The 15,863-nt window shown below is 71.2% G+C and carries 12 protein-coding genes and 1 tRNA gene; 2 read left to right on the plus strand and 11 right to left on the minus strand.

Annotated elements, in window-relative coordinates:
* Nucleotides 1–23: 23 nt before the first annotated feature.
* The 3 genes from COA07_RS05000 to nagZ all read right to left on the minus strand — a co-directional run bounded on the left by COA07_RS05000 (nt 24) and on the right by nagZ (nt 2,799).
* On the minus strand, nt 24–1,451 hold the full coding sequence (locus COA07_RS05000; protein ID WP_066711567.1) for a GH1 family beta-glucosidase: 1,428 nt from the start codon (nt 1,449–1,451) through the stop codon (nt 24–26).
* 158 nt (nt 1,452–1,609) lie between these two features.
* A tRNA-Pro gene (locus tag COA07_RS05005) sits at nt 1,610–1,686 on the minus strand.
* A gap of 108 nt (nt 1,687–1,794) precedes the next feature.
* Nucleotides 1,795–2,799 carry a beta-N-acetylhexosaminidase gene (gene nagZ, locus COA07_RS05010; RefSeq protein ID WP_066711566.1) on the minus strand — a complete coding sequence of 335 codons (1,005 nt, stop codon included), beginning with the start codon at nt 2,797–2,799 and terminating at the stop codon, nt 1,795–1,797.
* Nucleotides 2,800–2,922: 123 nt separating this feature from the next.
* On the opposite strand from nagZ, the gene COA07_RS05015 reads away from it, so the two are divergent.
* Nucleotides 2,923–3,789: a MipA/OmpV family protein gene (locus COA07_RS05015; protein WP_066711565.1), complete on the plus strand. Its 867-nt coding sequence runs from the start codon at nt 2,923–2,925 to the stop codon at nt 3,787–3,789.
* Nucleotides 3,790–3,799: 10 nt separating this feature from the next.
* Here the strand turns inward: COA07_RS05015 and COA07_RS05020 are convergent, their stop codons facing one another.
* Genes COA07_RS05020 through COA07_RS05035 form a run of 4 tightly spaced genes read right to left on the minus strand, consistent with a single transcriptional unit; the run spans nt 3,800 to nt 8,883 of the window.
* Nucleotides 3,800–4,540: an SPOR domain-containing protein gene (locus COA07_RS05020; protein WP_096640566.1), complete on the minus strand. Its 741-nt coding sequence runs from the start codon at nt 4,538–4,540 to the stop codon at nt 3,800–3,802.
* Nucleotides 4,540–6,267 carry an arginine--tRNA ligase gene (argS, locus tag COA07_RS05025; RefSeq protein ID WP_066711750.1) on the minus strand — a complete coding sequence of 576 codons (1,728 nt, stop codon included), beginning with the start codon at nt 6,265–6,267 and terminating at the stop codon, nt 4,540–4,542. Before argS ends, COA07_RS05020 begins: the two co-directional genes overlap by 1 nt.
* A 44-nt stretch (nt 6,268–6,311) precedes the next feature.
* A complete protein-coding gene (locus tag COA07_RS05030; protein WP_066711754.1) occupies nt 6,312–7,466 on the minus strand; it encodes a DUF1501 domain-containing protein in 1,155 nt (384 codons plus the stop codon).
* Between the two features lie 4 nt (nt 7,467–7,470).
* Nucleotides 7,471–8,883, minus strand: coding sequence for a DUF1800 domain-containing protein (locus COA07_RS05035; protein WP_066711751.1), 1,413 nt, complete (start codon nt 8,881–8,883; stop codon nt 7,471–7,473).
* Between the two features lie 181 nt (nt 8,884–9,064).
* Here COA07_RS05035 and COA07_RS05040 point away from each other — a divergent pair, with 181 nt between their 5' ends.
* On the plus strand, nt 9,065–9,349 hold the full coding sequence (locus tag COA07_RS05040) for a hypothetical protein (protein WP_066711752.1): 285 nt from the start codon (nt 9,065–9,067) through the stop codon (nt 9,347–9,349).
* Nucleotides 9,350–9,413: 64 nt separating this feature from the next.
* On the opposite strand, the gene COA07_RS05045 is transcribed toward COA07_RS05040, so the two are convergent.
* The 4 genes from COA07_RS05045 to ftsA form a co-directional block, all read right to left on the minus strand.
* Nucleotides 9,414–10,577 (minus strand): deoxyguanosinetriphosphate triphosphohydrolase, encoded by a 1,164-nt coding sequence (locus COA07_RS05045; protein WP_066711753.1) that lies wholly within the window; start codon nt 10,575–10,577, stop codon nt 9,414–9,416.
* A 4-nt stretch (nt 10,578–10,581) separates the two neighbouring features.
* Nucleotides 10,582–12,687, minus strand: a complete 2,106-nt coding sequence (locus COA07_RS05050; RefSeq protein WP_096640568.1) for an SPOR domain-containing protein — start codon at nt 12,685–12,687, stop codon at nt 10,582–10,584.
* Between the two features lie 292 nt (nt 12,688–12,979).
* Nucleotides 12,980–14,479, minus strand: a complete 1,500-nt coding sequence (ftsZ, locus tag COA07_RS05055) for a cell division protein FtsZ (protein WP_096640570.1) — start codon at nt 14,477–14,479, stop codon at nt 12,980–12,982.
* 117 nt (nt 14,480–14,596) lie between these two features.
* Nucleotides 14,597–15,856 (minus strand): cell division protein FtsA, encoded by a 1,260-nt coding sequence (gene ftsA / locus COA07_RS05060; RefSeq protein WP_066710098.1) that lies wholly within the window; start codon nt 15,854–15,856, stop codon nt 14,597–14,599.
* Nucleotides 15,857–15,863 lie beyond the last annotated feature (7 nt).

Raw genomic sequence — 15,863 nt, forward strand, 5'->3', positions numbered from 1 at the left:
TCCCTCTCCCCTGTTGTGCGTCGTCAGACGATACGGTTGCGGCGGATCACCTCGCGATACCAGCGCGCGCTCAGCTTGGGCACGCGGCGCTGCGATGCGAAGTCGACGTAATGGATGCCGAACCGCTTCGAATAGCCGTCGGCCCATTCGAAATTGTCCATCAGGCTCCACAGGAAATAGCCCTTGAGCGGATAGCCCTCCACCGCGGCGCGCCGGAACTGCGACAGGTATCCGCGCAGGTACATCACGCGGTCGGCGTCATCGACGCGGTCGCCCGCCAGCGTATCGTCCGCCGAGGCGCCGTTTTCGGAGATGTACAGCGCCTTGGGCTTCCACATCTCGCTGACGTTGCGCACCGTCCAGTACGCCGCTTCCGGCCCGACCACGAGCCATGGCGAGGCCATCCGCGGCGAGGATGCGACATGCGGCACGACCTTGTAGCCCTTCGGCCCGTCGTCGGCGCGTACCCATTCGGGGGTGTAGACGTTGAGCGATACGAAATCGAGCGGACTGGCGATGATCGCCATGTCCCCGTCCTTCACCTTCGGCGCTGCGGCGCCTTCCTGCGCCAGATATTCGTCGAGGTAGCGCCCCTCCATCACCGCGGTCAGGAACATCGCATTCTCGATCCGCGTCGCCTTCTGCGCGGCGGCGATATGCTCGGGCGTCTCCATCACCGGGGTGAAGGCGATCATGTTGTCGGCAATGCCGACCTGCGTGCCCGGCTTCGCCTGCGCGCGGATCGCCTGCACCGCCAGCCCGTGCGCCAGCACGCCATGGTGGCGCACCTGATTGACCCCGGCGGGCGGCAGCTTCAGCCCCGGCGCGTGCAGCCCTTCCTTGTGCGACAGGTCGGTGAAGCAGCGCAGTTCGTTGACCGTCATGATATGCTTAACGCGGTCGGACAGCTTGCCCGCCATGTATCCGGCATAATCGGCGAGCGCGTAGGCGGTGTCGCGGTTCTGCCACCCGCCCGGCAGCGCGGCGGGATAGTCCCAGTGGAACATCGTGGCGTGCGGCGTGATCCCCGCCGCCAGCAGCGCATCGACCAGCCGGTCGTAATAGGCGACGCCCTTCGCATTGGGCTTGCCGCGCCCGTCCGGAAAGATGCGCGGCCACGCGATCGAGAAGCGATAGGCGCCGACGCCCAGGTCGCGCAGCAACGCGATATCCTGCGGGTAGCGATGGTAGCTGTCGCAGGCGATATCGCCGGTGTCGCCATTGGCGATCTTTCCCGGCGTGTGTGCGAACACGTCCCAGTTGCTGCGCCCGCGCCCGTCGATCGCGACCGCGCCCTCGATCTGATAGGCCGCCGTCGCGCAGCCGAACACGAAATCCTTGGGGAAGGACAGATCGACCGGCGCGGCCTGCGCCAGCGTCGACCAGCCCGGCGCCAGCACCCCGGCCCCCGCGACGGTCGCCCCGCCGCGCATGAAATCCCGCCTTTTCATCACCCTCTCCCGTCGTCGCTCGCGTGGCTGCGGCTGCGGCGCGCCACCTGACAGGAGGATTGTTAACGTTCCCATCCAATGCTGTCGAGCCACTTCGGTGGCCGACACGCGCGATGCGGCCCCCGCTGGGGATCAATCCGACGATGGAAGGAAGTAATTGGTCGGGGAAAGAGGATTCGAACCTCCGGCCCCTGCGTCCCGAACACAGTGCTCTACCAGGCTGAGCTATTCCCCGACCAGGGTGCCGCGCGGCCCGGAGGCCGACGACAGGCCGCGGCTTATATCAGCGGTTCGCGGGACTTCAAGCGCCGATTTCGCATCGCGGCATCGCGCCCGGAATCCGCTACTGCGCGAGCGCCAGCAGCCGGTCGCGCTTGTCGATCAACGCCGCCATGTCCCCCGCTGCCGCCGTCCGCCCGGCCATCGCGCGGTCCAGCCGTGCGCGGGACGGCGCCGCCATATCGTCCAGCCGCGCGACGATCGCTTCCATCTCCGCGATCGGTGCATGGCATTCCAGCACGACGTCGCACCCCGCCGCGATCGCCGCCGCGGCCTTCTCCGCCGGCGTGCCCGACAGCGCCTTCATGTCCAGATCGTCGCTCATCAACAGGCCGTCGAAGCCGATCCGCCCGCGGATCACCTCTTCGATCACCACCGGCGACAGCGTGGCGGGGCGCTCGCGGTCCCACGCCTCGAACACGATATGCGTCGTCATCCCCATCGGCGCGTGCGCCAGTGCGCGGAACGGCGCCAGATCCTCCTCCAGCGCGGCGGCATCAGCCGTCACGGTCGGCAGCGCGACGTGCGAATCGAGCAGCGCGCGGCCATGCCCCGGCATATGCTTGACGACCGGCACGACGCCGCCGGCGATCAGCCCCTCCATCGTCGCGCGGCCAATCGCGGCGACGCGCATCGGCTCATGCCCGAACGCGCGGATCGCGATCGCCTCGGTCGTCCCTTCGCGCGCGACATCCAGGATCGGGTGGCAATCGACGGTGACGCCGGCCTCCGCCAGCATCAGCCCCAGTGCGTGGCCGTTGGCGCGCGCCGCCTCGATCGCGGACATCGGCGCGATCTCGTACAGCCGTTCGAAGGCGGGGCCGGCGGGAAAGGCCGGCCATTCTGGGGGCGCCAGCCGCGCGACCGGCCCGCCTTCCTGGTCGATCAGGATCGCGACGTCGTCGCGCCCCTCCAGTTCCCGCAGCGAATCGGTCAACGCACGCAGCTGCGCGCGCCCCTCCACGTTGCGTCCGAACAATATATAGCCGGCCGGGCGCGCCGCGCGGAAGAACGCGCGTTCGGCATCGGTGAGCGACGGGCCGGACAGGCCGAAGATGACGGGCTTCATGCCACGTCTTTACGGCCGTTCCGCGCGCAACGCGAATGCCGCACCGGCGCGGGGGCATAACCGCGCGGAACCAGTACGCTGGCAGAACGATTGTCCGGGACCGGTTCCAGAAAGGATCGCCGCTTGTCCCACATCCCTGCCCGCCCGACGATCGCCGCGACGCTCGCAATCGCGGTGCTGGCCACGCCCGTCGCGGCGCGGCCACGTGATGACGCCCGGCCCCCGCGCGCAAAGGTGAAGACGCCGCGCGGCGGGCTGGATGTGGTGGGGGACCGCGACACGCGCCCGCGCCGCATCCGCGTGATGCTGGGGCCGCAGTTCAACCCCGCCTTCCCTGGCGACGACCGGATGCGCCTGTCGCCGATCGTCAGCATCGCCAAGGCGCGCGGCAACGATCCCTTCCCGTTCGGCGCGCCGGGCGACGGCAATGCGCTGACGCTGATCCACGCCGGCCGGTTCGAGGCGGGGCCGATGTTCCAGCTGACCGGGAAGCGCGATGCCGACGATCTGGGCGGCGGGCTGCCGCGCGTGTCGCGCTCGCTGGAACCCGGCGTCTTCGCGCAGGTGTGGCCGGTCGATGCCATTCGGCTGCGCGCCGACGTGCGGCACGGCGTCACCGGGCACAACGGCCTGATCAGCCAGCTGGCGGCGGATTACGTCGCGCGCGATGGCGACCGCTGGCTGGTATCGCTGGGGCCGCGGGTGCAGCTGTCGGATCGCCGCTACCAGCGCGCGTGGTTCGGGGTGGATGCCGATACCGCGGCGCGCACCGGGCTGGCGCGGTTCGACCCGTCCGGCGGGGCGCATGCGGTCGGCGCGACCGGGCGCGCGATCGTCGCGCTGGACCGGCGGTGGTCGGTGCAGGCGGTCGGGCGGTGGGATCGGCTGATCGGCGATGCCGGTGCCTCGCCGATCATCGGGCGCGCCGATTCGCGCAACCAGGTGTCGGCCGGCCTCGCGCTGGGCTATACCTTCACGATCGGGCGCTGAGCGCACCCGCTCAGCTGGTGACGAAACACCCCTCGCCCGCCACCTTCAGCCGGCCGCAGATGTCCGACGCGGCATTGGCGCTGCCCGCGTTGACGCGCAGGCGATAGACGGTGCGCCCGTTGACGGTCGCCGTCTGCACCACCTTGCCCAGCGTCGCGACATAGCCGAACCGCTTGGCCAAGGCGCTCCACGCCGCATTGGCCGCGGCCTCGCTGGGGAAGGCGCCCAGCTGGATCAGCGCACCGCCCGATGCTGCGCCGGGCACCGGCGCGCTCGGCGCCGTCACGGGGCGCTGCGCGCGCAGCGGGGCGCTGGCGTCGGGAACCTTGGCGGTCGCCACCGGGCCGCCGCCGGTGGCGACGCGCGCGGTCGGCGCGGGTGCGGGCGCGCCGCGGGTGATCGGCGCTTCGGGCACCGCGCGCAGATCGATCGCACCGTTCATGTTGCTGCCGGCGCTCGCGGCGATCGCCGAATCGCCCTCGCCCTTTACCTTCAAGCCGCCGGGATCGTCGGGGCGTACCTTGTAGTCGCCCTCCTGCGCCGCGATCAGCGCGCCTTCGCCGTTGACGCCGCGCGCGCCCTGCATCTTGTACAGACCGAACAGGATCGCGCCCAGCACGACCAGCCCCAGCAGCACCATCACCATCACGCGCGCGACGGGCGCACCCTCCGGCTCGTCCGCCACGACCGTATCCAGCCACGGCAGGCGATCTTCATCGCGCGGCGCGCCGATCGGTTCGGTCGGTGTCATCAGTGCATCTCCGTGACCGCCTCCACGCCCATGATGGAGAGCCCGTTCCGGATAATCCGCCCGATCGCCGCCGCCAAGGACAAGCGCGCGGCGGTGACGCCATGATCGTCGGGCACCAGGAAGCGACGCTCCGGCTTGTCATTACCGACATTCCACTGCGCGTGAAATTCCGCTGCCAAGTCATAGAGATAAAAGGCGATCCGATGCGGCTCGCGCGCCGCAGCGGCGGTTTCCACGACGCGCGGGAATTGCGCCGCCAGCTTCACCAGCGCCAGTTCCTGCGTATCAAGCCGGGACAGATTGGCGCCATCGGCCGAAATCCCCGCCTCCGCCGCGCGGCGGTGCAGCGAATGGACCCGTGCGTGCGCGTACTGGACGTAGAAGACCGGGTTCTCCTTCGACGCCTCCACCACCTTGGCGAAGTCGAAGTCCATCTGCGCGTCCGACCGCCGCGTCAGCATCGTGAAGCGCACGACGTCCTTGCCGACCTCGCGCACGACATCGGCCAGCGTCACGAAATTGCCCGCGCGCTTCGACATCTTCACCGGCTCGCCGCCGCGCAGCAGCCGCACCATCTGCACCAGCTTCACGTCGAAGCGCGTCTTGCCCTCGGTCAGCGCGGCGACTGCGGCCTGGATGCGCTTGACCGTGCCGGCATGGTCGGCGCCCCAGATGTCGATCAGCTGATCGGCGCCCGCGGCCTTCTGATAGTGATAGGCCATGTCGGCACCGAAATAGGTCCAGCTGCCGTTCGACTTGCGGATCGGGCGATCCTGATCGTCGCCGAACTTCGTCGAGCGGAACAGCGGCAGCTCGACCGGCTCCCAATCCTCGGGCGTCTCGCCCTTGGGCGCTTCCAGCACGCCGTCATAGATCAGGTCGCGCGCGCGCAGCACCGCTTCGGCCGCCTCGGGCTTCTTCGCGGCCTGCAATTCCGCCTCGGAGGAGAAGACGTCGTGGTGGATGCCGAGCAGCGCCAGATCGTCCTTGATGAGCGTCAGCATCGCCGCCACCGCGCGGGTACGGAACAGCGCCAGCCATTCCTCCTCGGGCGCGGCGGCGTAACGATCGCCGAATTCCTGCGCCAGCGCCTGCCCGACGGGGACCAGGTAATCACCGGGATACAGCCCCTCGGGGATCGCGCCGACGTCCTGGCCCAGTGCCTCGCGATAGCGAAGGTGCGCCGACCGCGCGAGCACGTCGACCTGCCCGCCGGCGTCGTTGACGTAATATTCGCGGATCACGGTATTGCCCGCAAATTCCAGCAGGCTGGCCAGCGCGTCGCCCACCACCGCGCCGCGGCAATGCCCCATGTGCATCGGCCCGGTGGGGTTGGCGGAGACATATTCGATGTTCACGCGCACGCCCGTGCCGCCGTCCGACCGGCCGTAATCGGCCCCCGCGGCGTGGATCGCGTCGATCTCGCGCCGCCACACGTCGTCGTGCAGCGTCATGTTGATGAAGCCCGGCCCGGCGACGGTCACCGCCGCCACCTCGTCCAGCGCGCGCAACTCGGTCGCCAGCGCCTCGGCCAGCTGGCGCGGGTTGGTGCCGGCGGGCTTGGCCAGCACCATCGCGGCATTGGTCGCCAGATCGCCATGCGTGGCGTCGCGCGGCGGCTCGACCGTCACGTTGCGGCGGTCCAGCCCGGCAGGCAGGGTTCCGGCGGCGGTCAGCGCGTCGAGCGCGGCATCGACATGAGCGGTATAGCGGGTGAAGAGCGTCATAGCGGCGGCGCCTTAGCCGATGCACGGCGCAGGTGCAAAATCCGTCAGGCGCGCACCAGTCCACTCATCGCCGGCCCCGACAGCGCCTTCGGAAACAGCGTCGCGCCGACCCGCGCGGGATCGAGCGCGAACTGTTCGGCCAGCGCGCCGGCGATGAAGGCGTCCAGCGCCGCGGTCGGCTTCAGGTCGCGCCCCTCGTACAGCGCGGCGAGCGCCAGCCCCGGCCAGTCGGCCAGGATCCGCCCGCCCTTCACCCCGCCGCCCAGCAGCAGCGCGGCGCTCGCCTGCCCGTGATCGGTGCCGCCGGTACCGTTGACCGCCACGGTCCGCCCGAACTCCGTCGCCACCAGCACGACCGTCCGGTCCCACAGTGGCCCCAGGCCGGTGCGCAGCGACGCGATCAGCGCGTCCAGCCCCTTCAGCTGCGCTGCCGAGCGCTGCCGCTGGCCGGTATGCGTGTCCCACCCGCCGGTTTCGATCATCGCGATCCGTGCGCCGTCGGCGGGGGCCAGCAACTTCGCCGCCAGCGCCCCGGTATCCGCGCCCGCGCGCCCGCCGCCGCCGGACAGGTCGCCCGCCAGCATCCGCGTCTGCATCGCTTCCGACCAGATCGCGTGCAATTGCCGGTCGCCCTCGTACAACGCCGTCACGCGGCGCAGCAGGTCGTCCGACGCATCCGGTAGCGACGACGGGGCGTAGGACGCCACCTCGCGATCGCCGCGCAATGCCATCGGGATCGTCGCGGACACCGCGATCGCCTGCGCCTCCTGCGCGGGCAGCAACGCGAGCAGCCGGTTCATCCACCCGCTGCGCTGCTGGTAGGCGGCGGTCCCGCCGGTCTCCAGCACGTTCTGCCCGTCGAAATGCGAGCGGTCGCGATAGGGCGAGGCGATGGCGTGCGCGAACAGCGCCTGACCCCCGGCATAGAGCCGCGCCACCTCCGGCATCGCGGCATGGAGCGCGAACATCGCGTCCAGCTTCGTCGCGGTCGCGGCATCCTGCGCCAGCGCGCCGCGCGCCGCGGCGAAGGCGGGATCGCCGACCGGCATCAGCATCTGCAACCCGTCGGCCGCGCCGCGCTGGATCACGAAGACGAAGCGGCGGTCGGTGGCGGCGGCGGCAAAGGCGATGCGCGGCGCGAACGCCAGCGCGCTCGCCCCCATCAGCAATCCGCGCCGGTCGACGAACAAGGGCGGCATCACATTATCTCCGCAAGGTTTCGGGGGCGACCAGCAAGAGCGCCAGTGCCTGTGCCGGGCTGTCGGCGCGCGCGATCGCCTGCGCGGTCGCGGCGGACAGCGCACCGGGGTGCAACTGCTCCGCCAGCGCGCGCGCATCGACCGGCGGGGTGCGCGCGGCGATCCGCTGCGCCGCCTCCACACGGCGCATCACCGCATCGGGGCCGGCCCAGGTCGCCGCCAGATCGTCGAAGCCGTTGGGCTGGCCCGGCCGCCACATCGGCTGGCCCAACTGGTCGAGCAGCCCCAGCGTGCTGCCCGGCGGCACGCGCCGCTGGCCGGTCGCGCGGCCGGCGGCGACGGTCCATTCCCAGGGTGTCAGGAACTTCACCGGCCCCGGCGCCCAGGCCTCCGGCGAGGCGACCAGCGCGCGATAGACGGTCGGCAGATCGCCACCCGACGACAGGAACGCCGCCGCGACGCGATCGACCATCGCCGCGGGCGGCTGGTCGCCGGCCAGATGGCGCGTCAGCTTGGTCGCGATGTGCCGTGCGGTCGCGCGATGCACCGCCAGATCGTTCAGGATCGCCTGTCCCTGCGCCAGACCGTCGTCGGCATAGCGCCGCCCCAGCAGCGCGCGCGCGCCCGGCTCGTGCAGGCCGGGGACGAATAGAAACGTGCCCGGCGGCAGATCGGCATTCCCGCCCCCGCCCAGCCCCGCGACCGTCCACCCGGTCAGCGCGCGCGCGAATTCGGTGACATCGCCTTGCGTATAGCCGCTGCCCACCCCCAGCGTGTGAAGTTCCAGTATTTCGCGCGCGAGATTCTCGTTCAGGCCGCGTCGGCGCCCCTGCATCGCGGCGCGTTGCGCGCGCAAACTGTCGGGGCCGACCGATACCGCCTGGTCGAGGTACAGCAGCATCGCCGGATGCCGCGCCACCGCGGACAGCATGTCGCCGAACCGCCCCAGCACATGCGGGCGGATCGCCTCGAACTCGAACGCGCCGGCCAGCGGGGTGACGGTCTGCTTGTCGGCCGACACCGCGAAATGATTGGCCCAGAAGAACACCATCCGCTCGACGAACGGCGTGTCGCTGGCCAGCGCCGCGGCCAGCCGGGCGTCGGCGGTGGCGGCGTAATGATCCTGCCGCAACGCGCGGCGCTGCGCCTTCAGCTCCGGGTCGTCCGCCGGCTTCGGGGGTGGCGCCATGGGCGTGGCGCCGGCGGACGTCGCCGTGCGCACCTCGCGCCGCTGCTGCTGAAAGGCGACGAGATCGGCGGCCGCCTGCAATGCGGTGCGGGTCGCCGCGATCGGCGCGGGGCGCGGATCGAACCGCGCGAACTGCGCGGTTACCCAGCCACGCGGGTCGTCGGGCGCCCGGTCCTCCGGGGTCGCCCCCAGTCCGAAACGGTGAAGCGCGATCGTCTGCGGCGTCATGGCACCTTCCAGTCCCTCAGCGGAGTGCACCGATACGCCACGTCTGTCGCAGAACTATGCCGGTGGCGCCGCCGTCCGATTGCAAAAACTGCAACTCAGATCGCGATCGATTCAATTGCGTGCCGCAACGCAGCATTTATGCTGCAACGCATCATTTAACGTGACCTCAGGGGGTTATCCGATGCGCACCGTTTCGATCCTCACCGCTGCCGCCGCCGCGCTGATCTCCACGATGGGCATGGCCGCAGAGCCGGCGCAGCAGAGCTTCACCCGCAACGGCCACACCTATGTGTACAGCACCACCGCGCGTGACGGCGGCCGCACCCTGATCGAGGGTCGCGAAGTCGGCTCGGCCAGCCGCTTCCGCCTGCTGGTCGACGGCAACCGCGTCACCGGCCACGCCAATGGCTATCCGGTGTCCTTCCGCACGCAGACCCCGCTGACCGCGGTCGCGTCGGCCAACTGATCCGCCGATCCCTCGGGATGACAGGAACGGGGCGTGCCGACGGGCGCGCCCCGTTTTTCGTTGGTCAGAACCCCTCGGGCAGGTCGATCGCCCCCACGACCTCGCGATAGCGCGCGACGGCGTAGCGATCGGTCATCCCCGCAATGAAATCCGCGATGTGCCGGCTGATGCCCGGCTCCCCCTCCGGCAGTCGCGCGCGCCATTCCTCCGGCAGCAGCGCCGGATCGCCACGGTAGGCGGCGAACAGCCCCGCAACGACATGATGCGCCGCGTCCGCCGCCTCCAGCTGGCGCGGGTGGTGGTACAGATTGGCGTACATGAACCGCTTCAGCTCGCGCTCCGCCGCGGTCATCGCCGGGGAAAAGGCGATCAGCGGGCGGCCGGCGGCGCGCACCTCCTCCACGCTTCCCACCCCCGCCGCCGCGATGCGGCGCTGCGATTCGGCGATCAGGTCGTTGACCATCGCGCCGATCTGGCTGCGGATCAGCTCCCCCGCCAATCGCTCGCGCGGCAGGTCCGGGAAGGTCGCGTCGAGCCGAGCCCAGCCCTCCGCGACCAGCGGCACCGCCTCGATCTGCTCCAGCGTCAGCAGCCCGGCGCGCAGGCCGTCGTCGATGTCGTGATTGTCATAGGCGATATCGTCGGCCAGCGCGGCGACCTGCGCCTCCAGCGAGGCATGGCTGGTCAGCTCCAGCGCCGCCCGCGCATCGGCCTCCGCCAGCGCCCAGCTCGGCGCGTAGATCGGGCCGTTGTGCTTCGCCAGCCCCTCCAGCGTCTCCCACGTCAGGTTCAGCCCGCGCCAGCGCGGATAGGGCCGCTCGATCCGCATCAGCGTGCGCAGCGTATGGCCGTTGTGGTCGAACCCGCCCGCCGCCAGCATCGCCTTCTGCAGCGCATTCTCCCCCGCATGGCCGAACGGCGGGTGGCCGATGTCATGCGCCAGGCATAGCGCCTCGGTCAGATCCTCGTTCAGCCCCAGCGTGCGCGCGATCGTGCGGCCGATCTGCGCCACTTCCAAGCTGTGGGTCAGCCGGACGCGGAAATGGTCGCCGTCGGGGGCCAGGAACACCTGCGTCTTGTGGCGCAGCCGGCGGAAGCTGATCGAATGGATGATGCGGTCGCGGTCGCGCTGGAATGCGTCGCGCGGACCGCGATCGCCCGCTTCCTCCGCATGGCAGCGCCCGCGGCTGCGCGCGGGATGGGACGCCCAGGGGGCAAGATCGGCCATGATGCTATTTCGCGTCCAGCCGCGTCATCTTCTGCCCGGGCGCGCTGGTGAAGCTGAACGCCGACACGCCCTGCCTGGCCAGTGTGTTGACGAAGGCGCGGGCCTCCGCCTCGGTCTTGAACGGGCCGGTGACGACGCGGTTGGTGGCGCGCAGCGGCGTGGCATAGCCGCGTCGCCCCGCCAGCGCCGGGGCCTTGGCCTGCACCGCCTTCCATGCCTTGGGCAGGTCGCCCTCGTTCGCGCCGCCGGCCACCTGTACCCAGATGCGCTCCGGCTCGGCACGCGCGGCCTTCTTCTCCGCGGCCAGTTTCTCGGCCGCATCCTTCTTGGCGGCCAGTTCCTTGGCCTTTTTTTCCGCGGCGGCCTTCGCGGCGGCGGCGGCACGGTCGGCCTGCCGCTTGGCGAGCAGGCGTTCGCGCTTCTCCTCGTCCGCTGCGGCATTGCGCTCGGCGACGCGCGCGGCCTCCTCCAGCGACGCGGCGGAACCGGGCGCGGGCGGCGGCGCCACCACCGGGACCGCGCCCGGCATCGGCGGCACGTCGAGTTCGGACGCCGGGATGGTGATGCCCGCGACGATCCGCGCCAGGATCGAATCCTCGCCGCGCCCGATCGCGGTCGGCCGCGTCGGGGCGGTGCTGGCGACCGGGGCCGGCGCGGGCGCCGGCGTCGGCGCTGCCGCGACCGGAGTCGAGAAGCCCGGCGTCGCAGTCGCCGCCGCCATCGCGGCATTGGCCGCCTGCTCGGGACGCGGCGCGATCGCCGGCGACGGCATCGCCATGCCCGGGGTGGCTGACGCAGTCGACGTCGGCACAGCCGCGGCGGGGGCCGTCGCGGTCGCGGTCTGTACCGCGCTGGTCGCGGGCACGGTGCTTGCCGGTGCGGTAGAGGTGAAGCCCGTCGTACCCGCCGCGACCCGCGTGGCGGCGATGGTCGATCCGGCCGGCGGAATCGCGGTGGGCGCGCGCTGCGCCCCCGCGATCGACGCGACCTGCGTCGCGGGTGCGGGCGACGTGCTGGTCGTCGGAGCGGGCGTCCGCTGTGCCGACGCCGGGGCAGCAGGCGTTAGGGAGGCTGTCTCCGCGGGACGGGCGGCATAAGTGACCGGTGGCGCAGACGCGGGTGCCGCGGTGCCGCGCGGCGACTGGCGCGCCGCCAGTTGTGCCGCGCGCTGCTGCTGCCGCTGTTCGGCGCGCGACAGCGGGCGTGCCGCCGGCGCCGCCACCGCCACCGCCGCGACCTGCTGGCGCGGCGCGGTCGGGTCGATCCCCAGCGGCGGCAGCGTCGGGGTCAGGCGAGCGTCGGCCAGTCGCGCGGGCGTCGCGGCGACCTCACCGAAATGGACCGCAAACGCACGATCGGTCGCGCTCAGCGTCGGCAGCCGCCGGAAGAATGCCGCCAGCCCCTGCGCCATGCCCGCCGGCATCATGCCCGATGCGATGCGGTTGGCGCCCGCCACGTCGCCGTTCATCGCCAGGACGAAGGCGCGCGCGCGCCACGCGCCGCGATCGGACCGGCGCAGCAGCGTGTCGATCTGCGCCAGCGCTTCCTCCTGCCGCCCCGAAATGCCGAGCGACAGCGCGTAGCGGCGGCGCACCTCGTCCAGATCGGCGTCCGCCCCGCCGCGCGCCAGCGCCGCGCGATAGTCGCGCTGCGCCCGCTCCTGTTCGCCGACCAGGTCGTAGGCAAGGCCGCGATCGCCGGCATAGTCGGCCATCGGCGCACCGTAACGCTGCGCCAGTTCGAAATAGCGCAGCGCCTCGCCCGGCCGCTCGCCGTTGACCAGGATGCGGCCGATCCCCGCCTTCACCCGGCCGTTGTTGGGGTCGATCGCCTCGGCACGCTTGTAGAAGGCGGCGGCCGCGGTGGCATCGCCCAGCCGGAACGACAGGTCGCCCGCCTCGATCAACGCGGACAGGTCACGCGGGCTGGCACCCAGCCGGCGCACGGTTTCGGCCAGCCGGTCCGCATCGGGGTTCAGCGTCTGCACCATCTGCAACTGCTGCGCCGCGACCGCGGCGGGACAGGCCGCCAGCAGCAACGCGGCGATGCGGACGCTGACCACGGAACGGGCGGCGATGCGTCCCGCGCGGGGCGGAGGGACGTCGGACATGCGTATCAAGCTCCCCGCGCGGCCGGCGCGTGCGCGGCGGGCCGGGCGGCATAGGAAGGGGCGGTCACGCGCCAGCCTAGACGCCGATCGCCATGAACCGCCAATGACGATCGCGATTCAGTGCGGCGAACCGACCCGGCGGGGCGACGAACGTGCGCGGCGCCCGCCGATACCGGCGCACACGCCCAACCGCGCGCTGTGTGCCGCGCCAGTCCCGGGCGCCACCGCCATCCCGGCGCACACTGGCGCCAAGACGGCGGCGGCGCGCGACCGGGCACCGGCGGCGTGTCGCTTACTGGTTGTTCTGCCGGTGCAGGAACCGCGGCAGGTCGGACGGATCGCGCGGTTCCTCGTCGCCGCGACCGGCGTTGCGGGTGGCGTTCTGCATCCGCTCGAACAAGGTGCCGCCCAGCTTCACGCGCGGCTGCGGCGGAGCGTCGTCCGCCTCTGCACCCGGCGACAGGAAGCGGCGGCGGCCGGCGTCGCCCTGATCGAGCGGCGCGGCCGGCGCGGGGGCCGGCATCATCGCGTCGGCGCCCAGCAGCAGTTCGTCCTCCACCGCCTCGCTGGCGGGGGAAATCGCCTGCGGCGACGGCACGTGGCCGGCGGCGGGCACGCCCGCTTCCATCGCCTGCGCCGCGGCGCCGCTGGGCTGCTGCGGCGGCACGGACGCCTCGGGTGCCGGCTGATAGGCGGTCGGCGCGGGGGCGGGCGCAGCCGCCTGCGGTGCGGCGGCGGGCGCCTCGGCGGCGCGGCGCGGCGCGTTGAAGCTGAACGTGCGCGGCGGCTCGGCCGGTGCGCTGGCGACCGGCGCGGCGGTCTGCGCCTGGCTCTCGATGCCGGTGGCGACCACCGACACGCGAATCTTGCCCTCCAGCTCCGGGTTGAAGGCCGAACCCCAGATGATGTTGGCATCGGGATCGACCAGCTCACGGATGTGGTTCGCGGCCTCGTCCACTTCCAGCAGGCGCATGTCGTCGCCGCCGGTGATCGACACGATCACGCCCTTGGCGCCCTGCATCGACACGCCGTCGAGCAGCGGGTTGGCGATCGCCTTCTGCGCGGCGACCAGCGCGCGGTCGTCGCCCTCGGCCTCGCCGGTGCCCATCATCGCCTTGCCCATTTCCTGCATCACCGACCGCACGTCGGCGAAGTCCAGGTTGATGAGGCCCGGCATGACCATCAGGTCGGTGATGCCGCGCACGCCCTGCTGCAGCACCTCGTCCGCCATTTCGAACGCCTGCTTGAACGTGGTGTTCGCATTGGCGACCAGGAACAGGTTCTGGTTCGGGATGACGATCAGCGTGTCGACGAACTTCTGCAGTTCCTCGATGCCCGCCTCGGCCGACTTCGACCGGCGATTGCCCTCGAAGCTGAACGGCTTGGTCACGACGCCGACGGTCAGGATGCCCATGTCGCGCGCGGCCTTGGCGATCACCGGCGCGGCGCCGGTGCCGGTGCCGCCGCCCATGCCGGCGGCGATGAAGCACATGTGGCTTCCCTCCAGCAGGCGCGACAGTTCCTCGATCGTCTCCTCGGCAGCGGCGCGGCCGATTTCCGGCCGGCTGCCCGCGCCCAGCCCCTGGGTGATCTTCGCACCCAGCTGGATCTTCTGTTCCGCGTCGGACTGCTTCAGCGCCTGCGCATCGGTGTTCGCCACCAGGAAGTTCACGCCCTGCACGTCGGCGCGCATCATGTTGGCGATCGCGTTGCCACCGGCGCCGCCGACACCCACCACGGTGATGCGGGGGGTCAGATCGTCCAGATCGGGCGTGATGAATTCGATGCTCATCGACAAGTTACTCCGTCCGCCCGCGAATATGTCGCCTGTCGCGGGCCATTCACACCGATGTGCAACAATGGGGCGCGTGGTGAAAGAGAAATTACCGCGAAGCGCCCGATTGTCGCGTCAATAATTGGCCTTGGCCGCCTGAACCAGCTTCCAGAAGCCGCGTAAGCCGCGCTGGCGATGCACCATCTGCGGAGTCGGGGTCAGCCCGCGCAGGTCGATCGGATCGCTCGCGGCAAAGAATGCCAGCCCCGCCAGCGTCGCGAAACCGGGGCCGGAATGCGCCTCCGGCAGGCCGGTCAGCCCGCGCGGGCGCCCGATCCGCACCGACCGGCCCAGCGCCTGCTGCGCATAATCGGCGATCCCCTTCAGCTCCGCACCGCCGCCGGTCAGCACCACCTGCCGCCCGACCGGCCCTTCGAAGCGCAATTCCTTCAGTGCGGCCTGCACCTCGCCCATCAGATGTTCCAGCCGCTGGCGGATGACGTGGATCAGCGCGGCCTTGGTGATCTGCAACGCCTCCGAATCCTCGTCGTCGGTCCGCTCGCGGATCGTCACCATCTCATGGTTGTCGCGAGGGGACGCATTGGCGCTGCCGTGGAAGCATTTGATCCGCTCCGCCTGCAACCGCGTGGTGCCGAACGCGGAGGCGATGTCGTCGGTGATGTCGGCGGCGCCGAACGGGATGGATTTCAGCCCGACCAGCATCGCGCCCGCGAACAGCGACACGTTCGTGATCCCCGCGCCCACCTCCACCAGCGCGACGCCCAGGTCGCGCTCCTCCTCGGTCAGGCAGGCAAGCCCCGTCGCGACCGGGCTGGCGATGATCGACTTCACCTCCAGATGCGCCGAGCGCACGCACAGGTCCAGGTTGCGCACCGGCGATCCGTCCGCCGCGATCACATGGATGTGCACGCCCAGCCGGTCGGCATGGAGACCCAGCGGCTTCTTGACGCCGGTCAGCCCGTCCAGCGTGTACAGCGCGGGCTGCGCGTGCAACACCATCCGCCCCTGCGGGTCGATCGCTTGCCGCCCTTCGTGGAGCAGCGCGTCGATATCCGCCTGTTCGATGCGCATACCGCCCAGTTCGGCCTCGATGAAGGCTTCGTCGCTGACCAGCCCGCCCGCCGAAAAGCCCGCCCAGACGTTCTCGATGTTCAGCCCGGCGATCCGCTCGGCCTGTTCCACCGCCTCGCGCACCGCCACTTCGGTGGCGTCCATGTCGGCGATATAGCCGCGCTTGACGCCGCGGCTTTCGCGCTGGCCGGTGCCCAGCACCACCAGTTCGCCGCCGTCGCCCTTCTGCGCGATCATCGCCGATATCTTGGACGATCCGATGTCCAGCGCGGTAATAAGCCCGTCGGGTGCCGCCTTCGCCATGTGCTTC

Origin of the sequence: Sphingomonas adhaesiva, assembly GCF_002374855.1 — a bacterium.
GTDB lineage: Bacteria > Pseudomonadota > Alphaproteobacteria > Sphingomonadales > Sphingomonadaceae > Sphingomonas > Sphingomonas adhaesiva.